This window comes from Sphingorhabdus sp. EL138 (assembly GCF_945862485.1).
In the GTDB taxonomy this organism is placed as follows: domain Bacteria; phylum Pseudomonadota; class Alphaproteobacteria; order Sphingomonadales; family Sphingomonadaceae; genus Sphingorhabdus_B.
In genome coordinates, this window is sequence record NZ_CAMAYF010000004.1 from 60,289 (window position 1) to 82,659 (window position 22,371).

The following is a 22,371-nucleotide window of genomic DNA, read 5'->3' on the forward strand; positions in this document are numbered from 1 at the left end:
CCATCATGTTGAACATGAATGGAACGATTAGAGAACAAAAGTGGTTAAGTCAAGAACAATCGGGTGTGTACTGTCGAGATTTTACGACAGCCGCATATATTGAATCATTGTTCCTTCAGGACGCGGTGGAACATGCGGTTGTTGCACCAGCAGCGCATTGGCTTGGGATAGAGCACGTGTCAGGCCGCTGTCCTGTGCCATCAGTGAAGTGACATGCCCGCCTTCGACCGTTGCGCGCAAATATTCAGCACGGTCCCCGCCTGCGGGCAAGTCGGTCGCGGTTGGCGCTTCAAACAATGCAGGCAGGGGGGCACCGCACCCCGCCATGTGCCGGATGAGTGGCAGGAGGAACAAAAAGGCGGTGACGAAGGCAGAAGACGGATTGCCGGGCAGGCCAAGGACCACCGCGTTCCCAACTTTGCCCGCCATAAGCGGTTTTCCGGGCCGCATCGCAACTTTCCAGAAATCCATCTGCGCGCCGATGTTCACTAACGCGCGTTGCACCAAGTCATGGTCACCAACCGATGCACCGCCAGTGGTGACGACGACATCCACCTGTTTGGAAAGCGCCGAAAGGCTGGTCTCAAGCGCGCCCAAATCGTCACGCAATATACCTGCGTCGCGGACATCACAGGGCAGGCCAGCGAGCATGGCTTGCAACATAGGGCTGTTGGAGCAGGGAATTTGGGCTGGGCCAACAGCGGACCCGGCGGAAACCAATTCGTCGCCCGTGGCAGCAATTGCAATACGCGGTGTGCCGCCCACGATGAGCCTGCCAAGCCCAGCCATCGCGGCCACGGCTATTGCCCCAGCGTCTAAAAAGATACCCTTTGGCAGCACTGCATCACCCGCACGAAAATCACTTCCAAGGCGGCGGATATTGGCCCCGTGCATAGGGATGCGGTCAACGGTCGCGTGTAGCATGTCGCCATCGCGCGCGGCATTTTCTTGTATGAGGACGCTATCGGCATTTTGGGGCACATGCGCCCCGGTAAAAATGCGCACGGCCTCGCCGCGTTGCAATTCGCCTGCAAAGGGATGCCCCGCCGCGCTTTCGCCAATCACGCGCCAAGGACCGGGAAAGTCTTCGATGGCGATAGCATAGCCATCCATCGCGGACAGGTCCGCCGCAGGTTGCGTGCGTTCGGCCGTCAGCGGCGCGTGCATATAATGCCGCACGGCCTGCAAAAGGTCTCGTTCAACAGGGGGCAAAGGAGAGGCCAGCGCCAACAATCTGGCCTGCGCTTCTGCAACCGAGATCATGCGCGATAGTCGCCAGATTTGCCGCCTGTTTTGGAGAGCAAGCGCACGTCCGAAATGATCATCGATTTGTCCATGGCCTTAGCCATGTCATAGAGGGTCAGCAAGGTGACGCTGACAGCGGTTAAGGCCTCCATCTCCACGCCCGTTGGCCCGTTCAAGCGTACCCGCGCTTCGACACGAATGGCCGCGGCTTCATATGCAAAATCAACGTTGATTTTGGACAACATCAAAGGGTGACACAAAGGAATGAGGTCGCTGGTTTTCTTCGCCGCCAGTATGCCAGCGATGCGCGCCGTGCCCAGCACATCGCCTTTTTTCATATTGCCCGCGCGTATCGCCGCAAGCGCTTCGGCAGACATGGATATCCGCCCCTCGGCAACAGCCTCGCGCGCGGTGTCCGCCTTGGCCGACACATCGACCATATGCGCGCCGCCATCCGCGTCTAAATGCGTGAGATCAGCCATGCCCACTCAATAACCTTTGCGTTGCGGCCTTGATATCATCCTGCCGCATAAGGCTTTCTCCGACAAGGAAGGTGTTAATCTCGGCCTCTGCCATGCGCAGGCAATCGGCATGCGTCGAAATGCCGCTTTCGCAAACAAGCAAAATGTCATCCGGCACCAATTTCGCCAGACGCTCCGTTGTGGCCAGATCAACCTCGAAGGTTTTCAAATTGCGGTTGTTCACCCCAACCAGCTTGGATTTCAGATGCTTGAGCGCGCGTTCGAGTTCGGCCTCGTCATGGACCTCTATCAGCACATCGAGATTTTCCTGCCGCGCCGCATCCTCAATTTCCGCCATTACAACATTATCGAGTGCCGCAACGATGATCAATATCGCGTCGCCGCCCATCGCGCGCGCTTCTGCGCATTGCCATGGGTCAACCATGAAATCCTTGCGGATAACTGGTAGGTCACATGCGCTACGTGCGGCGATCAGATAATCCTCATGCCCCTGAAAATAAGGCGCGTCGGTCAATACGGACAAGCATGCAGCGCCGCCAGCCTGATAGGCGGCAGCATGCGCTGCAGGAGCAAAATCTGCACGTATTAGGCCCTTGGACGGACTGGCTTTCTTGATCTCTGCGATCAGTGCAATATTGGTTTGGCTTTTCGCCCGCAACGCCGCTTCAAACCCACGAGGAGCCGAAGGCGTTGGCCAATGCGCAAGGCCTTTCGGCTTACGCTCTGACACTTCGTTACGCTTGGTCGCGCAAATTTCTGCAAGCTTGTCCGCCATCAATAGGCCACCCAGCAATTGAGAAGCGCGTTGGCCAGGCCCTTGTCGATGGCTTCCGCTGCTTCTTCCACGCCCTCGGGCATAGTGTCTACGACGCCCGCGACAAGCAAAGCCGCCGCCGCGTTGAACAAAACGGCGTCCCGATATGCGCCATGTTCGCCCTGAAGCAATTTGCGCAATTCCAGCGCATTATGCTGGGCATCACCGCCGCGGATGGCTTCGACAGGGTGAACGGGCAGGCCCGCATCCGCCGCAGTGGCACGCTGGTAGCGAACACCATCGGGTTCGACGACCGCAACTGCATTGCCGCCAGCCAAGCTCAATTCGTCCAAGCCTTCGTCGCCTGAAATGATACGGGAATGCTCTGTGCCCAAATGATGCAGCGCCTCTGCATAAACAGGGACATAGGCAGGGCGTGCAATGCCGATAAGCTGCCGCTTCACGCCCGCAGGATTGGCCAAGGGGCCCATCAGGTTGAAAATCGTGCGTTGACCAATGCTTTGGCGGATCGGCTGAATACGCTTCATCGCGGGATGGTGATTGGCGGCGAACAGGAAACAGATGCCCAAGTCTTTGAGCGTTTCCTCAGCCATCTGTCCGGCGCGTTCCATGTTCAACCCAAGCGCCTCCAGCGTGTCCGCTGCGCCAGCTTTAGACGATGCCGCCCGGTTGCCATGCTTGGCGACTGGCACGTCGCAAGCAGCAACGACCAAAGATACGGCGGTGGAAACATTCAATGTATGATGCCCGTCACCCCCCGTGCCGCAGACGTCTATCGCACCCGCTGGTGCGTCTATGGGGATTAACCGGTCGCGCATCGCCTGTGCCGCAGCCGCAATTTCCACCATCGTCTCACCGCGCGCGGTCAGCGCAATCAGAAAGGCTTCAATCTCTTCCTCTGACGCGCGGGCATCCAATATGTCGGCAAAGGCCTGTGCAGCCTCATCATGGGCGAACAGATGCTGCGGGTCGGGCAATGTGCGAAAGGGGGTCACGCGAGTTCCCTTAATGCGCGATCTGAGACCGCCATCCCCGCAATACGCATGAAATTGGCCAACATGGCGTGTCCATGTTCGGTAGCGATGCTCTCGGGATGAAATTGCACGCTATGAATGGGCAATGTGGTGTGGCGAAAGCCCATGACATAGCCGTCATCGCTGGTGGCATTTACCACCAAGCTTGGGGGAACATTTTCGACGATCAAGGAATGGTAACGCGTCGCCAGAAACGGGGAGGGTAATCCTGCGAATAGACCACTGTTGTCATGGGTGACAGGCGAGGTTTTGCCATGCATTAACCCACCGCGCGCGACGGTCCCGCCAAAATGCTGCCCGATCGTCTGGTGGCCAAGGCATACGCCGAGCAGCGGCTTACCAGCATCGGCACAAGCGGCAACAAGATCAAGGCTCACGCCCGCTTCATTCGGCGTTTTTGGTCCTGGCGAAATCAGGAATGCTTGCGCGCCCGATGACAATGCTTGCCCTGCCGAAATGTCGTCATTGCGCACAACTTCAACCTCGGCGCCAAGCTCCATCAGATAATGGACGAGGTTCCAAGTAAAGCTGTCATAATTGTCGATGACTAGGATCATGCGGCGTCCCTAGCGGCTTTGCCGCGTGGGTGGAAGAGGCACTATTGCCCAAATTTCGCTTCGTCCGCCACACCAATGGCCTCGCGCGCCGCGGCGATCAGGGCGCCAGCCTTGGCCTCACACTCGCGTTGTTCATATTCGGGGTTGCTGTCGGCAACAATGCCAGCGCCAGCCTGCACATGCATGATGCCGTCTTTTACCACCGCAGTGCGCAAGACGATGCAGCTGTCCATGTCGCCATTAGGGGAGAAATAGCCAACCCCGCCCGCATACGCACCACGCGTTTCAGGCTCCAGCTCGGCAATGATTTCGCACGCGCGGACCTTGGGCGCGCCGGACACAGTGCCTGCTGGAAAGCCCGCGAATAAGGCATCAATGGCGTCTTTATCATCCGCCAATTCGCCTACAACATTGGACACGATGTGCATCACATGGCTGTAAAATTCGACCATATAACTGTCGGTAACAGTCACGCTGCCGCCCTTTGTCACGCGGCCCACATCATTGCGACCAAGGTCGAGTAACATCAGATGCTCTGCACGCTCTTTAGGGTCGGCCAGCAAGGACGCCTTGTTTTCCGCATCTTCAAGGCTGGTTTTACCGCGCGGCCGTGTTCCCGCTATGGGACGGATCGTTACTTCACCGCCGCGCGCACGCACCAAGATTTCCGGGCTCGACCCAATTAGCGCAAAACCAGGAAGGTCGATAAAATACAAAAACGGCGAAGGGTTTATCCGCCGCAATGCACGATAGAGATGAACAGGCGGCAGAGCAAAGGGCGCGGTGAACCGCTGCGCCAGTACCACCTGAAAAATGTCGCCTGCTTGTATGTAATCTTTGGCGGAGGCAACCATTTCGGCATAGCGGCCAGCAGGCAGGACGGGCTGCAGTTTCAGCTCTTGTCCATCGCTCTGCGCCGCCGGTTCCGCTTGGGCAACATGCCCTGCATCGAGCAGCCGTTCAGCCTCATCCAAACGCTCATGCGCGCGCGCAACGGCTTGGGTGTCCGCCATGCCTGTCCAGACCGGCGACACGAGGAACATCTCGTCCTTCAAGCGGTCGAACAAAAGAATGACGGTTGGCCGCACAAATAGCATGTCCGGCAATTCCAACGCCGATTGCGGCGCGCGCGGAAGCTTCTCGACAAGACCGATGGTCTCATAGCCGAAATAGCCCACTAGACAGGCAAGGGCAGGTGGCAATTCTTCAGGGACATCCATGCGACATTCTGCTGCCAAGGCACGCAAGGCATCGAGTGACGGTAGCGGGGCGGGCACAAACGCCTCCCGGTCGGTCATCCATTGGGTGTTGATTTCGGCCTTGTTGCCAGCGGCACGGAACACAAGGTCGGGGGCAATTCCAATAAGGCTATGGCGACCCCGTGTTTCGCCGCCTTCGACTGACTCCAAAATGAAATCGCCGCGCTCTGCCTCAAACAATTTCAGCGCCGCCGACACCGGTGTTTCGGTGTCAGCGATGCGCTTTCGCCAAATCAGCTGCGGCTTAGTTTCCGTCACGATTTGTCAGGCGGGTGCGGAGTTCCTCGATACCGCCTTTATTTTTTTCAACGCCGACATCTTTAGCGGCCGATACGATCATCTGCGCGGCATATTCTTGTTGCAAAATGCCCGTTAGCTCTTGCTTGCGTGCCATCAGCATGGGCGCATTACCGCGCGCGTCGCCCTTTATAACGTCGTTAAGGTGCACAACATACCAGCCACGATCTCCGCCGGCTGCCAGAATCTTTGCCGTCCCCTTTTTCATGGCGAACATCATCGACAATGGTGGGGGAACTGGCTGTCCCTCGCGTGAGATGTCCGCGCGGGTGCCGCTGAGCCGTTCAACTTGGGCGCCCTTGATACCCGCGGCAGCAAGCGCCGCTTGAAGTGGCTGCCCAGCGTCTACCGCCTTGCGCAAGCCATCCGCGGCAGTACGTGCGGCCCTTGCGCCTTCTGACAATGCCCATTGCTGTTGAACGATGCTGCGTACGTCATTTAAGGGCGGCGGTGCGGCTTCTTCGAAATCAGCAACGGCAATCATGGCGAATTTCTCGCCGGGCACCAACTCAATCAACTGCGCCTCGCCGCTGGTTTCCATCTGGAATGCAGCGGGCAACATGGCCTCCATTTCTGGGATTGGCTTATAGGCAGGATTGCTGATGTCCTGCCCGGTCGCAAGTAACTTAGGCGAGGTATTGACCGTTAAACCATTTTGCTTCGCCACATCGGAAATAGTAGCGCCGTCTGCAAACGCATCTTCAATCCCCGCCGTCATTTCGGTCAGCATCTCTTCGCTGCGCGTTTTGAGTAATTCCTTCTCAATGTCGGCGCGTGCTGCCGCTAGTGACTTTGCCGCGACATTGTTGATCGTATCGACACGGATCACAGTCCATCCCAGTTTACCACGTGCAGGTTTGGCAATGCTGCCCTGTGCCGCTGCGAATACCGCATTCGCCACGGCTGCTGTTGTGGAGTTTGTTAGGCTGTCTTTGGTCACATCTGCCGCTGTCGTCACCGATAGCCCCAGTTCATTAGCAACGGCAGATAGCGATTTACCGGCGGCAACTTGTGCGACTACGGATTTTGCAGCTGCCTCCGTTGGCACGATGACTTGGCTGATGTTCCGCGTTTGTGATGCCGCAAACTGCGCGGCATTTGCTTTGTAATAAGTTGCGATGTCCGCTTCGTTCGGCTTGGCGCGTTGCGCAATGATGTCGCGTCCGAAGATAGCATAGCTAACCGCACGCTTTTCAGGGATGGTGAACTTTGTGGCATTGTCGCTGTAGAACTTCGCCAGCACGGTCTCGCTTGGCGCGCGTGTCGGCAAAAATGCTGTCGCCGGGATGGACGCGATTTGTCCGGTACGTTGCTCCAGCATCAATGACGCATAAGGCAAAGTCATGCCGTCAGGTGCGGCTGGTCCGCTGGCGGCTGCGGGCAAAATCTGCTGTGCGAATAAATTTTGGGTCAAATCGTCGCGTATTGCTTTTTCACTGACGCCAATTTGTTGGGCAAAGGCGCGAAACGCATCGGCGCTGAACTTTCCATCCAGTCCCATAGCCCCCGGGATCTTTCGTATTTCGGAATCGACGAGACGTTTGCTCACGGCCACGCCATAATCTTCAGCAAAAACCGTTATGGCATAACGGTTGATTAATTGTTCCAAAGTGGAATCGAGCCCGCCGCCATCGACAAATTGGGTCATATCCAGCGTTGGAACGTTTTGACGTTCCGCCCTCAACTGGTTTTCCAATGAGTCATTTAGTTCACCTAGGGTTATGTCCTTGTCCCCGACGCGGGCGACGTTGCCGCCGCTTAACCCGCCGAAATTGCCAGAACCGCTGACATCACCAAGTGCAAAGGCAATGGCGATTAATCCAATGAAAGCGAGCGCGAAAATAGCGCCGAATTTTGAATTAATGAGAGAACGGATGGAGCTAATCATGAACTGCGATTTCCTGCGGATGCGGCGCTAAGCGGCCTATGCGTGACGCTTTAGGCGGCAAGCGGCTTGCAATCAAGGGATAGACTTGCCCAAATGATGGAAAGCATGGATAGCCAACACAGATTCGTAGCCCATGAAATTTTGAGGTGCCAGATGCGCAAGTTTATCGTCGGAAATTGGAAAATGAATGGTGTGTCCAGTGATCTGGACGAAGTAACCGCCATTTCTGACTTGGCGCAGCTATATCCATCTGTGGATTCGGCGGTGTGTATTCCGGCCACGCTTATCACACGTGCCGTCACCGCCGTTGGTGCGTTTCCAATAGGCGGTCAGGATTGCCACATGCAAAGGGCCGGGGCGCATACAGGTTGCATTTCCGCTGACATGTTATCGGACGCGGGTGCGCTGCTTACGATTGTAGGCCATAGCGAACGTCGCGCAGCGCAGAAGGAAAAGGACACAGATGTCCGTGCGAAAGCCGAAGCGGCCAAGGCTGCTGGTTTGAAAGCCATTGTGTGCGTCGGCGAAACGCTGGACGAACGCGAGGCGGGAAAAGCGTTGGAAGTTGTCCTCGGCCAAGTGGCAGGTTCCTTACCTGACGCCACCGCAGGCACTTGGCTTAGCGTCGCTTACGAGCCTGTATGGGCGATTGGAACGGGCCGTGTTGCCGAACCGGCTGATGTTGCAGATATGCATGCCGCCATTCGCGCTGCACTGGTTTCGCGTTTTGGCGCGGAAGGTGAAAGGATCCATATTCTATATGGTGGCTCCATGAATGGCGACAATGCCGCGCAGCTTTTGGCGGTGCCAAATGTAGATGGCGGATTAATTGGCGGGGCCAGCCTGACTGCTACTAAATTCCAGCCCATATTGGCCGCCGCTCAGGCCAGCGGCGAATAGCATTGAAGAATATGGATCCGCTCGCTATGTGGGCGCCATAAACTTTGGCACTTCGCCATTAATATTCGGAATTTCTCTTATGGGTCTTTTTCATTTTCTCATAGTCGTTCAGGCCATTATCGCGGCATCGCTCGTTGGCGTCATCTTGATGCAGCGCTCCGAAGGCGGCGGCTTGGGCATGGGGGGAAGCCCATCGGGTCTGATGTCGGCCCGTGGCGCAGCAGACTTTTTGACGCGCACCACCACGATATTAGCGACAGCGTTCATCATTCTGTCGATATCATTGGCCTTTGTTGCGGCGAAAAAGGGTAATAGCGGCGAAATAGACAATAGCTTGCAACGGACGGAAGTGCCTGCGGCGCCGACCGCGCCTGTGACAACCGCGCCGGCGGCTGGGACCCCTGCCGTCCCAGCGCCTGCAACTGAAGTGCCGCTCGACAAATAATCGTTTCGGTCGGAAAAACCGTTTTACACAGGTTAATTTTCATCTGGCGGATTCGTGCGCTTGTTTTTTGGTGTAAACTTGGTTTAGGCCTTTTCTCCCATGACACGGTTCATTTTTATCACCGGTGGCGTGGTCTCCTCGCTTGGCAAAGGTCTTATGGCGGCATCGCTTGCCGCCCTGTTGCAGGCGCGCGGCTACCGCGTCCGCATACGGAAGTTCGACCCTTATTTGAATGTCGATCCAGGCACGATGTCGCCTTATCAACATGGCGAAGTCTATGTGACCGATGACGGGGCCGAGACCGATCTCGACCTTGGCCATTATGAACGCTTTACGGGCGTTTCGGCGCGGCAGTCGGACAATATTACGTCGGGCCGGATCTATCAGAATATTATCCAAAAAGAGCGCCGTGGTGATTATTTGGGCGCAACGGTGCAGGTCATCCCGCACGTTACCGACGCCATTAAAGAATTCGCGAAGGCCGAGACACAGGATCTGGATTTCGTTCTGTGCGAAATTGGCGGCACTGTTGGCGATATCGAATCGCTACCGTTTATTGAGGCTATTCGCCAATTGCGTAACGAGTTGGGTCGGGAACGGACCTTATCGGTGCATGTGACCTTGGTTCCCTATATTGCCGCTGCGGGTGAGTTGAAGACGAAACCCACGCAGCACAGCGTGCGCGAGCTGACATCCTTGGGTATTCAACCTGATGTGTTGCTGTGCCGCTGTGAACATCCGCTTCCGGAGGCAGAGCGCACCAAGATTGCGGCATTTTGTAATGTCCGCAAAGAGGCGGTTATTCCTGCTTTGGACGCAAAGAGCATTTATGCCGTGCCTCTGCAATATCATGTCGAAGGGCTTGATAACGAAGTATTGCGTGCATTTGGCCTTGAATCGGAAGCCGAGCCTGACCTTAGCCGTTGGGACGATATCATCGATCGGCAGTCCAACCTGGAAGGTGAAGTGACCATCGGTGTTGTCGGCAAATATGTCGGCCTTGCGGATGCTTACAAATCACTGAACGAAGCTTTAACGCATGGCGGCCTGTCGAACCGGGTGAAGGTCAATATCAAATGGATTGACGCCGAATTGTTCGAGCAATCCGAAGATGACATCGCCACCGCGCTTGAGCCCATGAACGCCATTTTGGTCCCAGGCGGATTTGGTGAGCGCGGCTCCGAAGGTAAGATTGCGGCGGTCAAATTCGCGCGTGAGCGCCAGGTGCCCTTTTTTGGGATTTGCTTGGGTATGCAAATGGCATGTATCGAAGGCGCGCGGAACACCGCAGGACTGTCGGGCGCATCCAGTACGGAATTTGGCCCCACAAATGAACCCATCGTTGGCATCATCACCGAATGGATGAGCCAAGAGGGCATTCAAAAGCGCGAAACGGGCGGCGACATGGGCGGCACGATGCGTTTGGGCGCTTATGATGCCGTGCTGGATGGCAACAGCCATGTCGCGTCTATTTACGGCACGAAGGACATATCCGAGCGGCATCGCCACCGTTATGAGGTGAATGTCCATTATAAGGATGCGCTGGAACAAGGCGGTTTGGTGTTCAGCGGCATGTCACCCGATGGTGAACTGCCCGAAATTGTCGAACGTCCGGATCATCCTTGGTTTATCGGCGTGCAGTTCCACCCAGAATTGAAATCACGGCCATTTGCGCCGCACCCCTTGTTCGCAAGCTTTGTGAAGGCCGCGCTTATGCAAAGCCGATTGGTGTAACAGAAAAGTGGCGGCGGTTTTATCCTGACCCTAATGCTTAAGCCGCTTGCGGCCCTTTTTTCTTGGGCGCTGCATCATGTTCAATCACCGTGGATGCCGCTTTCGCGCCAATCGCAATTTTGCGCGGCTTTAACGCTTCGGGCACTTCACGCACGAGGGTGATAATCAAAAGACCGTCTGCCATGTCTGCATCGATTACATGAATATGGTCTGCAAGTTGAAACCGGCGTTCGAAGTTCCGGTTCGCAATGCCCATATGCAGAAAATCGCGATTATCATTGCTTTCGGACTGCTTGCTGCCGGTTACGATCAGCAAATTTTGCTGCGCAATTATGTCGACCTCATCGACCTTGAACCCGGCGACGGCGACAGTGATCTTATAGTCATTCTCACCCGTGCGTTCGATATTGAACGGCGGGTAATTCTCATTTTGAGCGGCACGGCCTGTGGTCTCGAGCAGCTCGAATAAGCGATCAAAGCCAACAGTGTTCCGACGATAAGGTGTAAAATCAAAACGCGTCATTACAAATTCTCCTTCAAGCAATTTGGTTCATCGCTAACCCCGCATATGCAGCGGCTGGCATGTTCGTTTTGGAGCCTTTCGGCCTCCGAATGGCAAGATGGGATGTGCCGGAAAAAATGCAAGGCTAAAAAATCATGACAAAAAATAGTCCGCAAAATTGACCACAACAAAAAACAAGGCCGCCCGGAATTTCCGAACGGCCTCGTTCTGCAGCTATTTTAGCGCATTGTTTCAGTTCTCTACCGGTCCCCACCGGCGGGTCTGATTTTTCTCCCTGAACCATCGGCCATTTCGGGCTCTCGACGAATTCGATCACTGCATCTGCCTTTGCGATGGGCTTTGCAAACGGAACCAGACTCTGCCCAACGCTTTTTTAAATGCTGTTGCGCCGCTGCAACAATACTTGCCAGTTGTCATGGCGGAACCTAAGGACAATCCATGCCTAAAACATGGATGAGTGTCCGCACATGATATTGTCGCGATATGAATATATGGTCGCACGCCGGTATCTGCTCCCAGGTAAGGGTGAGGGCTTTATTTTCTTAGTCGCCAGTATCAGCCTCGTTGCGGTTGCATTGGGTGTCGCGGCGTTGATCATCGTGATGAGTGTGATGAACGGTTTTCGTGCCGAATTATTTGACAAGATCGTTGGCCTGAATGGGCATGCCGTGGTTCAAGGCTATGGCGGTCGCTTGCAAGATTGGCGTCAAATTCTCACTGATGTGAGGCAGACCGATGGTGTCACCGAAGCAACGGCGTTGATCGAGCAACCATTGCTAACGACCTTCAATGGCCGGGTTGAGGCCATTTTGGCGCGCGGCATGTCGGTAAATGATATTCTGAAAAACGACACGTTGGAGGGCAAAACCGTCGCCGGCGATTTGCGCAGGTTAAACCCCAATGAAGACAAGGTTGCGATTGGGTCGCGGCTTGCCCAAAATTTGGGCGTTCAGGTCGGGCAGAGCGTCACGATCATCAACCCTGCCGGTCGCACCACGCCTTTTGGTACCGTGCCGCGTGAGATATCCTATGAGGTCGCGGCTATCTTTGAAGTGGGCGTGTATGATTATGACAAAGCGTTTGTGATCATGCCTATCGAACGCGCGCAAATCCTCATGCTAATGGGGGATGAAATCGGCATGATCGAAATCAAGACGGAAAATCCGGACAAGGTGAATCAGATTCTCATGCCCTTATTGCCCAGGCTTGAGTATAAGGGCCAGATTGTCGACTGGAAAAGCATGAATGCATCCTTGTTCGAGGCTTTGGCGGTTGAGCGTGTCGCGATGTTTGTCGTGCTGTCGATTATCGTGCTTGTTGCCGTGTTCAACATCTTATCGTCATTGATTATGCTCGTGCGCGCCAAAACCCGCGATATTGCTATATTGCGGACCATGGGGGCGTCGCGAAAATCGCTGCTGAAGATATTTATGACTGTCGGCTTATTGATTGGTTCGTCGGGGATTGTGCTCGGCATGATATTGGGCGCGATATTCCTGTATTTCCGGCAATCGGTCGTGAACTTCATTCAATTTGTGACGGGCCAGAATTTATGGGACCCATCGATCCGGTTCCTAACCGAGTTGCCGTCGCGCACCGACCCGATTGAAGTGCTGGCGATTTGCGGACTGGCTTTGCTGTTCAGCTTCCTTGCAACCTTGTACCCGGCGCTCAAGGCGGCAAGTACCGACCCAGTTCAGGTGCTGCGTTATGAATAATATCTTGGAACTTATCGATGTCCGCCGCAAATTTGTCCAAGGCGATGTAACCATCGAAGTCCTGCGCGGTGTGGACCTTGTTGTTGGGAAAGGTGAGCTGGTGGCTTTGCTTGGCCCATCGGGTTCCGGCAAATCGACTATGCTGCAAGCAATCGGCCTTTTGGAAGGTGGATTTTCAGGGTCGATCAAATTCGATGGTGAGGAAGTCAGCGCAGCCGGCGTGGATCGCCAAACCGAGATCCGCCGTCAAAAACTGGGCTTTGTATATCAATTTCACCATTTGCTGCCGGACTTTGACGCGTTGGAAAATGTGATTTTGCCGCAGTTGATTGCGGATGTCGCGCCCGATGTGGCGCTTGATCGCGCGACTTACTTGCTGGCTCAGTTGGGCCTGTCCGAACGGCTCCACCATCGGCCCTCAAAACTGTCGGGCGGGGAGCAGCAGCGCGTGGCCGTCGCTCGGGCATTGGCGAACCGACCAAAGCTGGTGCTGGCCGATGAGCCAACCGGCAATCTGGACGAGCATACGGCCGATATTGTGCTTGGTGAATTTATGGCGCTGGTGCGTGAAGAGGACTCGTCAGCCATTGTTGCCACGCATAATGAGCGATTGGCTGCAAAGATGGACCGCGTCGTGCGCTTGCACGAAGGTAAGCTCGGATAACAATAGGGGACGCTAAATGTCAGTCTATGATTTCACAGTAAAAATGCCCGGTGGGGTTACTGAGGCCATGGCCGCGCATCAGGGCAAAGTTTTGCTGGTGGTAAACACGGCCTCCAAATGCGGTTTCACGCCGCAATATAAGGGGCTTGAGGCGCTGTATCGTAAGTATAAGGACCAAGGTCTCGAAATATTGGCATTCCCGTGCAACCAGTTCGGTGCGCAGGAGCCTGGCGACGCGCAAGAAATTCAGAATTTCTGTTCGCTCACATATGATGTGTCGTTTCCATTGGCCGCGAAGATTGATGTGAACGGAACGGACGAAGATCCGCTGTGGCATTATCTGAAGCAGCAGCAAGCTGGCCTGTTGGGTTCGCGCGGAATCAAATGGAACTTCACCAAATTTCTTGTGGATCGCAAAGGGAATGTCGTGGCTCGCCATGGCCCACAGGTAAAGCCAGAGGCGCTGGCCAAGGACATTGAAAAATTGCTCGCCGCAGCGGCTTGATTGTCCACAGCTTAGCCAAAAACAGACCTTGTCGAATCAGGCGCGTGTTCTAACGATGAGGCATGGCTTATGTACCCTTCGTTCCTCTCCGCGTGTATTCCGCATACACCATATTGGAAGGCGCGATTGAGCCTAAGGCCATTGGCGAAACTGCAAAGAAGCTCGGCTTTCCCGCGATAGCGATTTGTGACCGTAATGGGTTGTATGGCGTCATGCCGTTTCAGGACAGCGCGAAATCATATGGCGTGCAGCCGATCATTGGCGCGTTGTTGGGTATCCGGCGCCCGACGTCCGACGGAAAGTTCATCCGCGATTGGTTGCCATTATTTGCCCAAGATGAAAGCGGTTATAACAATTTGTGCCGATTGGTTTCCTTGGCGCATTTGGACCGCCCAGAGGATCTTGACGCGCATGTGACGCTGGAACAGCTGGCGGATCATAAAGATGGCCTGATCGCGCTCACAGGGGGGGCAGAGGGTGCGTTGGCGCAATTGTTAAGTGCGGGGCAACATGATGCCGCATCCAGCTACCTGACGCGTCTTCAGGCGCTGTTTTCCGACCGTCTGTATATCGAACTCAGCAGGCGCAACGATGCGGTTGAAGAAGCGGCAGAAGATGCGCTGATTGACCTTGCGTACGCCCGCAACATTCCCTTGGTTGCCACCAATCCCGCCTTTTTTGCGGAACCCGATTTCTTCGACGCGCATGACGCCATGCTGTGTATCTCGGACGGCACCTATATCGAAAGCGCGGACCGCCGCAGGAGCAGCCGGGACACGTGGATTAAAACGGGCAAGCAAATGGGGGAGTTGTTCGCCGATGTGCCCGAAGCATTGGCCAATACCCTAGTCATCGCCCAACGCTGCGCCGCACTCGCGCCCTATCGAAGCCCGATTCTGCCCAGCCTTGCCGGTGACAGAGCCGCCGAAGACGCACAATTGCGCGAAGACGGGCGGCTTGGGCTTGAAAAGCGACTTGAGATTGCGGGCATAACGGATCCCGCCGAACGGCAAGTCTATTTTGATCGGTTAAAGTTCGAGTCCGATGTCATCTGCGCCATGGGCTTTCCGGGCTACTTCCTTATCGTTGCCGATTTTATCAAATGGGCCAAGGAACAGGATATTGCCGTTGGTCCGGGTCGTGGATCGGGTGCAGGCTCACTGGTCGCTTGGGCGCTCACAATTACCGATCTTGATCCCATAAAGCTCGGCCTTCTGTTCGAACGTTTTCTGAATCCCGACCGTGTGTCGATGCCTGACTTCGATATCGATTTTTGCGAAACGCGGCGTGGCGAAGTCATTCGTTATGTGCAGAAAAAATATGGATCGCGCCAGGTTGCGCAGATCATTACCTTTGGAAAGCTGAAGGCACGCGCGGTTTTGCGGGACACAGGTCGCGTGCTACAAATGAGCTACGGGCAAGTTGATCGGCTGTGCAAGCAAGTGCCAAATCTGCCCGCTGATCCATGGGATTTGAAGCGCGCTTTGTCTGGCGTGGCAGAGTTGCGGGAAGAATATCGACGTGACGCGCAGGTGAAGCGGCTGTTCGACCTTGCGATGAAGTTGGAGGGCCTGCCGCGCCACAGTTCGACACATGCGGCCGGCGTGGTGATTGGCGATCGCGAATTGTCTGAATTGGCGCCTTTATACCGCGATCCGCGTTCGGACATGCCGGTCACGCAATTCGACATGAAATATGTGGAAAGCGCTGGCCTCGTAAAATTCGACTTTTTGGGACTGAAGACGCTGTCCGTTCTGCAAAAGGGCAGCCATATGCTCGCCAAGCGCGGTGTAGAGGTTAATCTCGACTTGTTGCCGCATGATGATCTGGCTGTGTATGAACTTCTGCAGCGGGGCGATACTGTCGGTGTGTTCCAGTTGGAATCCGAAGGCATGCGCCGCACGCTCGCGGCGGTGAAGCCAACAAACTTTGGTGACATTATCGCGCTCGTGTCGCTCTATCGCCCGGGGCCAATGGACAATATTCCCATGTTTGGTCGCCGCAAGAATGGCGAGGAGAACATTGAATATCCGCACCCATTGCTGGAACCTGTTTTGAACGAAACTTACGGAATTTTCGTTTACCAAGAACAAGTTATGCAAGCCGCACAGATTTTGGCTGGCTACAGCCTTGGCGAAGCAGATCTGCTGCGCCGCGCTATGGGTAAAAAAATCCAAGCCGAAATGGACGCCCAGCGCGAACGCTTTGTCACGGGCTGCGCAACGCATGCGATCCCTCCCAACCGGGCGAACGAGCTGTTCGACTTGATCGATAAATTTGCAGGCTATGGTTTTAACAAAAGCCATGCCGCCGCTTATGCAGTGCTAGCCTATCAAACGGCTTGGCTAAAGACGCACCATCCCGAAGAATTCTTTGCTGCCTCCATGTGCTTCGACATGCACCAGACCGACAAGCTTGCAACCTTCATGGACGATATGCGCAGGCTTGATGTCATCTGTTTACAGCCGGACATTAACCGCAGCGAAGCCGAATTTACCGTAGAGACCAATGCGCATGGCGAACATGCGGTGCGCTATGCGTTGGGCGGCATCAAAAATGTCGGCGAACGGGCAATGGAAATATTGGTGGCGGAACGCGCGACGGCGGGGTTGTTCAAAAGCCTAGATGACTTTGCCAACCGCGTTGATTCAAGCCAGATCAACCGCCGAAGCCTTGAAAATCTCGCGGCTGCGGGGGCTTTTGATGCGTTGGAAGCAAATCGTGGCGCGGTACATGCGGCGGCGGAAACACTTTTGGCAGCTGCGCAATCCGCGCGCGATTCACGCGAAAGTGGGCAGGGCGGCCTGTTTGGTGCGGGCGGGTCCGACATGGCCGCGCTACGGGTCGACAGCAGCGTGCACTGGGCACCCGCCGAACACATGAACCAGGAAAAAGACGCGTTTGGCTTTTATTTCTCGGCACATCCTTGTTCGCAATATGATGCGCTGGCCATTAGCCATGGCGCAAAGCCTTATGCGGTTTGGCTCGAAAGCGGGCCAATACCCGAAGGTGTCCGCCGCGCCGCCACAATGTCGGCATTGATTGAAGGCGTCCGTTGGCGCGAATCGCGCAAGGGCAAGCGCTTCATGATTGCGGATTTTTCGGACAATAGTGGCCAGTTTTCGGTGCGATGTTTTGACGAGGCGGTCGGCATGCAACTTGCCGATTGGGCAAAAGACGCAGAGTGCCTTTTGCTGCATTGCGAAATGGACATGCGGGCCGGCGATGAAACGCCAAGCTTTACGGTGAAAAGCGCCAAGGCCCTCTCTGGGTTGACCAGTGTGTCGCGTCTAAAAATGCAGTTGGATGTAACGCAAGAAGCAGCCATGGCGCAGCTCGCGCACATCGTCGCGCCATTGGATGGGGGGCGAAGCGAATTGGTCATTAAAACCCGCACCGCCGACGGACGTTGGGTGTATATCGTGCTGGGCCGCCGCTTTCAGATCGATGCATCTTTGTTGGACCAAGTGCGGATAATTGACGGTATTGAAAATGTAGAGCTTGCACCATTGGGCCCTGTTTTGGCATTGGTGCACTGAACTGCGAAAATCGTAGACAGAAATGGCGTCTGCAGTAATCTGCAGCGGTGTAAGAGGGAGAGATTGTGATGCACGGCACCATGCAAGATTGGGACCTTCGCGTTCCACGTTTGATCGACTACGCAGCGCGTGAGCATGGCCAGCGCGAAATCGTGACGCGTTGGACCGACGGTACTATTGAGCGCACAAATTGGTCTGGCGTCTCCACCGAAGCGCGCAAATTAGCGCAAGCCTTTGCCGGCCTTGGCCTGCAAAAAGGGGATCGCATTGCTACCTTTGCAATGAACCATCACCGGCATTTGGCGGCTTGGTATGGCGCGATTGGCTTTGGCGGGGTCATCCACACCGTGAACGTTCGGCTGTTTGATGAAGACCTAATCTACATCATGAACCATGCCGAGGATAAGGTGTTGATGTATGACGCAATGTTCCAGCCCATTATCGACCGATTGAAGCCGCATCTGAAGACCGTTGAGCATTATGTTATATTTGATCGCGATGACAGCTATGGCGCGTTCATTGCGGACCAAGACGGCAATTACGAATGGGCATCCGGCGACGAACGTGACGCATGTATGTTGTGTTACACCAGCGGGACAACGGGCAATCCAAAGGGTGTTTTATATCAACACCGCTCGACCATGTTGCATGCCATGGCGGAAATCGCGCCCGCCATTTTTGATCTTAGCCCGCAGTCGGCATTGTTGCCTATCGTGCCGATGTTCCATGCGGCGAGCTGGGGCTTGCCCTTTGCGGGCGCAGCGGCAGGCGTCAAGTTTGTGTTTTCTACCACTAATGACGCCGCAACCTTGCATGGCTTAATGCTGCAAGAGGGCATAACCCATAGCGCAGGCGTACCTACAGTATGGCTCGCAATGTTCGCGCATCTGGATGCAGAGGAGGCAGCGGGACGTGACGCGACGCTGGGCAAGCTGCGCTTGGTAACGATTGGCGGGTCGGCTGCGCCGCGGGCTATGATCGAGCGCTTGATGACGTCGGGCGTGCGCGTTTCCCATGCATGGGGCATGACCGAAACATCACCTATTGGTACAATGGGTGCGCCGACCCCCGATTGGGACGATTTAACGCTGGAGCAGCAAATCGATATCGTGTGTAAGCAAGGCCGCACGCCATTTGGTGTCGAGCTGCGCGTGATCGATAAGAACGGCAATGTTGCACCGCGTGATGGGGTGACATCTGGCGCGCTGCAGATACGCGGGCCATGGGTCATTAAACGCTATTTCAAGGCCGAGGCGGACGCGGTTGACGCTGATCAGTGGTTTGATACCGGCGATGTTTCTGTGCTGCATCCGGACGGTACAATGCAGATCACCGACCGTGTGAAGGATGTCATCAAATCGGGCGGTGAGTGGATCAGTTCGGTTGAGCTCGAGAATATCGCGGTTGGTTGTCCCGGCATTGCCGAAGCAGGTGCAATTGGTATTCCACATCCTAAATGGGATGAGCGGCCCGTTCTGATTGCCGTGAAGAAACCCGGAGCGGACATCAATGAAGCGACCGTAAAGGCTTATTTGGCCGAACGTATCGTCAAATGGTGGATGCCTGACCGCGTCCTGTTTGTGGACGAACTGCCGCACACAGGTACTGGCAAAATCCAAAAGGTTGAACTTCGCGCGCAGTTTAAGGATTTTGTGCTCGAGGATTAAGGCCGCTGTTGCGTTCCTGTGGTAAAATAGTCTGCGTAAGCCGTCTACATTATGTTTCGCGCAAGCGAGGCATCAGTTCCACAAAATTGCAGGGACGATGGCGGCTGTCGAGTTGATGAACCAAAATCTGGTCCCAACCATCTTTGACTGCTCCATTTGAGCCTGGAAGAGCAAAAATATACGTGCCCTCCGCCAGCACCGCACAGGCGCGCGACTGCACGGTGGATGTGCCGATGCTTGCAAAGCTTAACCAGCGGAACAGCTCACCAAAGCCTGGAATATCCTTGGTCTTTACGCGGTCAAGCGCCTCAGGTGTAACATCGCGTCCGGTCAGTCCAGTACCGCCGGTTGAAATAACCACGTCAATACTGTCGTCACCGATCCATTGATGCAACTGCGTAGTGATTAACGCAGTGTCGTCGCGCAGAATGGCACGATCAGCGATTTTGTGCCCGGCGACGACGATCCGTTCGGCCAAGATATCGCCGCTGGTGTCGTTCTCAATGCCCCGAGTGTCTGATACAGTTAGGAGCGCGATATTTACCGGCTTGAACGTCCTGTTTTCATCGAGCGGCAATGACGCCTCCTGTCATCCTGCGCGCGGTGACAACGCCATTGGCATCGGGAAATTTCGGCCACATATATTGGGCTAGGCCCTTCAAGCTTCCTGAAGCTCGGTTCTCGCGCATCTCGTACATCCAGTAATTTCTTAAGATGATCGCCACATAGCCGCGCGTTTCCCAATAAGGGATAGACTCAATGAACAGCAGCGGATCGCCATTGTCGCGTATCTCGCTGTTCCAGCGTGCCACAGGGGACGGCCCTGCATTATAGGCAGCGATCACCTTTGGCAGTAGCCCGCCCGTTGTAGGCAAGTCCCGCAGCTTTTCCAAATAGGATTGCCCATATTCCAAATTGATAGCCGGACGGTCCAATTCGGATGCCGTGAAGAATGCACCGCGCGCCCGCGCAAGGTCCTGAGCCGTTCCGGGACGAACCTGCATGAGGCCGCGTGCGCCAGCAGGGCTGATCACGTCTGTGCGAAAATTGGATTCTTGCAGCGTGTGGGCATAAATCAAGGATGGCGTGACACGCCAACCACCGGTTGGTTCCCAATTTGGTAGGGGATAACGTGCCGTTGCGTTGCTCTGGTCACGTGATGGACCATAATGGCCGAACCAAAATTGCGTTGAAGCCAAGTTTAACGAACCCGCCAACTGCGATAGGTTTGCATGTTGCCGTACATCCCCAATTCTTGCCTGATGACGCAGTGCCGAATCCGCCAGCTTATTCTGGCCAATTTCGGCCAGCGATACGGCCAAGACGGCGTTCGGCTGGTTTTTCAAACTCGCCCAATCCAACTTGACGACTTTGGCGACCTTACGCGCGATCGGTTCCATTCCAAGCGCTTCGCTGGCTAGTAAACCATAAAAGGTTTCCGACAGCTGTGCAGCCTTTTGCATCTTGGACTGCATATATTGCGGCTGTTTTGCGGCCATCGCCGCGCGTGCGCCCCAGAATAGGCCCGCGGCCTTTAAGTCATCGTTATTGGCCAAGCGGCCAACATGATCAAAGGCGTTATAGGCTTCAGCATAATCGCCGAGCCTCCAAGAGGCGAGACCAAGTACCCAACTGGCCTGCGTACCCCACTCACCGCCAGCAACTTGTGCAACAGCAGAAAGGCGCTTTGCGGAAGCATCGTCATTTTCGATATAATAAGACCAAGCCACACGATAGCGCAATTCTGTGAGCGCCTCAGGCGACAATTCAAATGCTTTGCTCTCCAAAAATAGTTCGGCAGCAAAAGGTTGGTCATTTTTAATAAACACCTGCAACTCGGCTCTTATACTATCACTTGCCTTATTTGCAGGTAAATCTCTTTTTGGTGCGCCACCCAGCCATGAAAAACGCCGAATGCCGGGCCGTTCGGGAAGCATCTCCAAGCCGCGCTTGCGGGCCATAGTCGCCAATTGTTCAGCCTGTGGCAAATAAGGTGCAGCCTCAAGCAGGGCTTGTAACTGCTCTGCCTCTACCTTTGGACTATTGGGTGCAATAAATAATTCCGCGCGCGCCATCGCGGACATCGGACCTTGTGGCGCCGCATCAATCATGCGCGCAGCCTCATCCCATTTTTCTGCCCGAATAGTGTCGTAGATCGCCGTAAAAATGGCCTTTTCTTGTGCGCTTAGAACATTGGGTGCTGGCTGGGAGGAAACAACAGTACGAAATCCACCGCTGGTGTTCGCCTGAGCTGTCGCAAAGGGTGTGCAAGCCAAGGCAACAGCTAACCGCAGCGCGTTAGTTTTTGTCAGGCTCATTGGAGCACCCTTTGCGCAAACATCTGCAAATCCCTCCAAGCCTGCTTTTTCATGGCAGGCCGCGCAATAAGGGTTCGTGGATGAAATGTCACCAGCGTTGGGACGTTAAGGCCATCATGTTCGACATTACGTAACTCTGCCCGCGCCTGCATCAGTTCTTGGCCCAACAGAGCCTTGCATGCGGCGGAACCGAGCATGACGAGCGATGTAGGTCTAATCAGCTGTATCTGATGCAGCATAAACGCGGCGAGTTCGGACAGGTCGTTTTCAGGAACTTCCGCTGTTGACGGCATACTCGTCGCCAACCATGTGCAATAACAATCTGTCACATCTATCCCGACGGCGCCCAGCATTCGATGCAGAAGGGCTGCATTCAATGGCATCGTTGTTTCTGGCGTAGCTATTATGTCTGGTAAATCCGATATGACCATCACATCGCAGCTCATCGGGCCAACAGACGGGAAGCGAAGGGGGCCATAAGTATTTCCGGGCAGGGGAGCGCCACGGGCCACCATCTGGCGAAGCTCTGCAATGTCGATCGGCCATGCAATTGCCGGGGCTTTAACCGGCTCAGCCGGTTTTTTGGCGGGAGTGTCAACCAAGGGCGCAGTTGGAGACTTTTCAAGAGCATCATCGGCCAGCCAGTTCACGGCGCTGTCGCTGACAGCCGAGTCCAACCCAGCCAGTGCCCACCAGCCTGTTAGGGATTCAACCACAGCAAATGTCGAAGTTTCTGCGCGATCCTCCATAAATCCCTTCAGTCACCAGTTGACGGCAGGGTCAATTGCTTGGCATGGCAATTCCCACAGGCTGTTCATATA

Annotated in this window: 19 protein-coding genes; 8 read left to right on the forward strand and 11 right to left on the reverse strand. The window is 55.2% G+C overall.

Annotated features, from left to right (window positions below; all coding sequences use genetic code 11):
• Positions 1 to 81: 81 nt before the first annotated feature.
• Genes Q0O33_RS03025 through Q0O33_RS03055 form a run of 7 tightly spaced genes read right to left on the reverse strand, consistent with a single transcriptional unit; the run spans position 82 to position 7,537 of the window.
• The gene (locus tag Q0O33_RS03025) at positions 82 to 1,263 is read right to left on the reverse strand and encodes a molybdopterin molybdotransferase MoeA (protein WP_295495895.1); all 1,182 of its coding nucleotides are present in this window, start codon (positions 1,261 to 1,263) and stop codon (positions 82 to 84) included.
• Positions 1,260 to 1,727 (reverse strand): cyclic pyranopterin monophosphate synthase MoaC, encoded by a 468-nt coding sequence (gene moaC / locus Q0O33_RS03030; RefSeq protein WP_295495897.1) that lies wholly within the window; start codon positions 1,725 to 1,727, stop codon positions 1,260 to 1,262. Before moaC ends, Q0O33_RS03025 begins: the two co-directional genes overlap by 4 nt.
• Positions 1,720 to 2,502: an indole-3-glycerol phosphate synthase TrpC gene (gene trpC, locus Q0O33_RS03035; protein WP_295495900.1), complete on the reverse strand. Its 783-nt coding sequence runs from the start codon at positions 2,500 to 2,502 to the stop codon at positions 1,720 to 1,722. Before trpC ends, moaC begins: the two co-directional genes overlap by 8 nt.
• Complete coding sequence (trpD, locus tag Q0O33_RS03040; protein WP_295495902.1) at positions 2,502 to 3,497, reverse strand: anthranilate phosphoribosyltransferase; 996 nt, start codon at positions 3,495 to 3,497, stop codon at positions 2,502 to 2,504. The genes trpC and trpD overlap by 1 nt, the downstream gene beginning before the upstream one ends.
• The gene (locus Q0O33_RS03045) at positions 3,494 to 4,093 is read right to left on the reverse strand and encodes an aminodeoxychorismate/anthranilate synthase component II (RefSeq protein ID WP_295495904.1); all 600 of its coding nucleotides are present in this window, start codon (positions 4,091 to 4,093) and stop codon (positions 3,494 to 3,496) included. Before Q0O33_RS03045 ends, trpD begins: the two co-directional genes overlap by 4 nt.
• A 41-nt stretch (positions 4,094 to 4,134) precedes the next feature.
• The gene (gene trpE / locus Q0O33_RS03050; protein ID WP_295495906.1) at positions 4,135 to 5,610 is read right to left on the reverse strand and encodes an anthranilate synthase component I; all 1,476 of its coding nucleotides are present in this window, start codon (positions 5,608 to 5,610) and stop codon (positions 4,135 to 4,137) included.
• The gene (locus tag Q0O33_RS03055; RefSeq protein ID WP_295495908.1) at positions 5,597 to 7,537 is read right to left on the reverse strand and encodes a peptidylprolyl isomerase; all 1,941 of its coding nucleotides are present in this window, start codon (positions 7,535 to 7,537) and stop codon (positions 5,597 to 5,599) included. Before Q0O33_RS03055 ends, trpE begins: the two co-directional genes overlap by 14 nt.
• 153 nt (positions 7,538 to 7,690) lie before the next feature.
• On the opposite strand from Q0O33_RS03055, the gene tpiA reads away from it, so the two are divergent.
• From tpiA to Q0O33_RS03070, 3 genes are all read left to right on the forward strand, one after another.
• Positions 7,691 to 8,437, forward strand: a complete 747-nt coding sequence (gene tpiA, locus Q0O33_RS03060) for a triose-phosphate isomerase (RefSeq protein ID WP_295495910.1) — start codon at positions 7,691 to 7,693, stop codon at positions 8,435 to 8,437.
• 79 nt (positions 8,438 to 8,516) lie between these two features.
• Entirely contained in the window at positions 8,517 to 8,882 is a 366-nt protein-coding gene (gene secG, locus Q0O33_RS03065) for a preprotein translocase subunit SecG (RefSeq protein WP_295495911.1), read from the forward strand.
• 99 nt (positions 8,883 to 8,981) lie between these two features.
• Positions 8,982 to 10,616, forward strand: a complete 1,635-nt coding sequence (locus Q0O33_RS03070; protein ID WP_295495912.1) for a CTP synthase — start codon at positions 8,982 to 8,984, stop codon at positions 10,614 to 10,616.
• A 37-nt stretch (positions 10,617 to 10,653) separates the two neighbouring features.
• On the opposite strand, the gene Q0O33_RS03075 is transcribed toward Q0O33_RS03070, so the two are convergent.
• Positions 10,654 to 11,139: an Hsp20 family protein gene (locus Q0O33_RS03075; RefSeq protein WP_295495913.1), complete on the reverse strand. Its 486-nt coding sequence runs from the start codon at positions 11,137 to 11,139 to the stop codon at positions 10,654 to 10,656.
• A 467-nt stretch (positions 11,140 to 11,606) separates the two neighbouring features.
• Here Q0O33_RS03075 and Q0O33_RS03080 point away from each other — a divergent pair, with 467 nt between their 5' ends.
• The 5 genes from Q0O33_RS03080 to Q0O33_RS03100 all read left to right on the forward strand — a co-directional run bounded on the left by Q0O33_RS03080 (position 11,607) and on the right by Q0O33_RS03100 (position 19,232).
• Positions 11,607 to 12,857, forward strand: a complete 1,251-nt coding sequence (locus tag Q0O33_RS03080; RefSeq protein WP_295495915.1) for a lipoprotein-releasing ABC transporter permease subunit — start codon at positions 11,607 to 11,609, stop codon at positions 12,855 to 12,857.
• Complete coding sequence (locus tag Q0O33_RS03085) at positions 12,850 to 13,521, forward strand: ABC transporter ATP-binding protein (RefSeq protein ID WP_295495917.1); 672 nt, start codon at positions 12,850 to 12,852, stop codon at positions 13,519 to 13,521. Before Q0O33_RS03080 ends, Q0O33_RS03085 begins: the two co-directional genes overlap by 8 nt.
• A 16-nt stretch (positions 13,522 to 13,537) precedes the next feature.
• A complete protein-coding gene (locus tag Q0O33_RS03090; RefSeq protein ID WP_295495919.1) occupies positions 13,538 to 14,026 on the forward strand; it encodes a glutathione peroxidase in 489 nt (162 codons plus the stop codon).
• A gap of 62 nt (positions 14,027 to 14,088) precedes the next feature.
• Positions 14,089 to 17,565 (forward strand): DNA polymerase III subunit alpha, encoded by a 3,477-nt coding sequence (dnaE, locus tag Q0O33_RS03095; RefSeq protein ID WP_295495921.1) that lies wholly within the window; start codon positions 14,089 to 14,091, stop codon positions 17,563 to 17,565.
• A gap of 68 nt (positions 17,566 to 17,633) precedes the next feature.
• Complete coding sequence (locus tag Q0O33_RS03100) at positions 17,634 to 19,232, forward strand: long-chain fatty acid--CoA ligase (RefSeq protein ID WP_295496059.1); 1,599 nt, start codon at positions 17,634 to 17,636, stop codon at positions 19,230 to 19,232.
• A gap of 49 nt (positions 19,233 to 19,281) precedes the next feature.
• On the opposite strand, the gene moaB is transcribed toward Q0O33_RS03100, so the two are convergent.
• The 3 genes from moaB to Q0O33_RS03115 are packed head-to-tail and all read right to left on the reverse strand — an operon-like array spanning position 19,282 to position 22,200.
• A complete protein-coding gene (gene moaB / locus Q0O33_RS03105) occupies positions 19,282 to 19,809 on the reverse strand; it encodes a molybdenum cofactor biosynthesis protein B (RefSeq protein WP_295495923.1) in 528 nt (175 codons plus the stop codon).
• Positions 19,796 to 21,550: a lytic transglycosylase domain-containing protein gene (locus Q0O33_RS03110; RefSeq protein WP_295495925.1), complete on the reverse strand. Its 1,755-nt coding sequence runs from the start codon at positions 21,548 to 21,550 to the stop codon at positions 19,796 to 19,798. The genes moaB and Q0O33_RS03110 overlap by 14 nt, the downstream gene beginning before the upstream one ends.
• Complete coding sequence (locus tag Q0O33_RS03115) at positions 21,547 to 22,200, reverse strand: uracil-DNA glycosylase family protein (RefSeq protein WP_295495927.1); 654 nt, start codon at positions 22,198 to 22,200, stop codon at positions 21,547 to 21,549. Before Q0O33_RS03115 ends, Q0O33_RS03110 begins: the two co-directional genes overlap by 4 nt.
• Positions 22,201 to 22,371 lie beyond the last annotated feature (171 nt).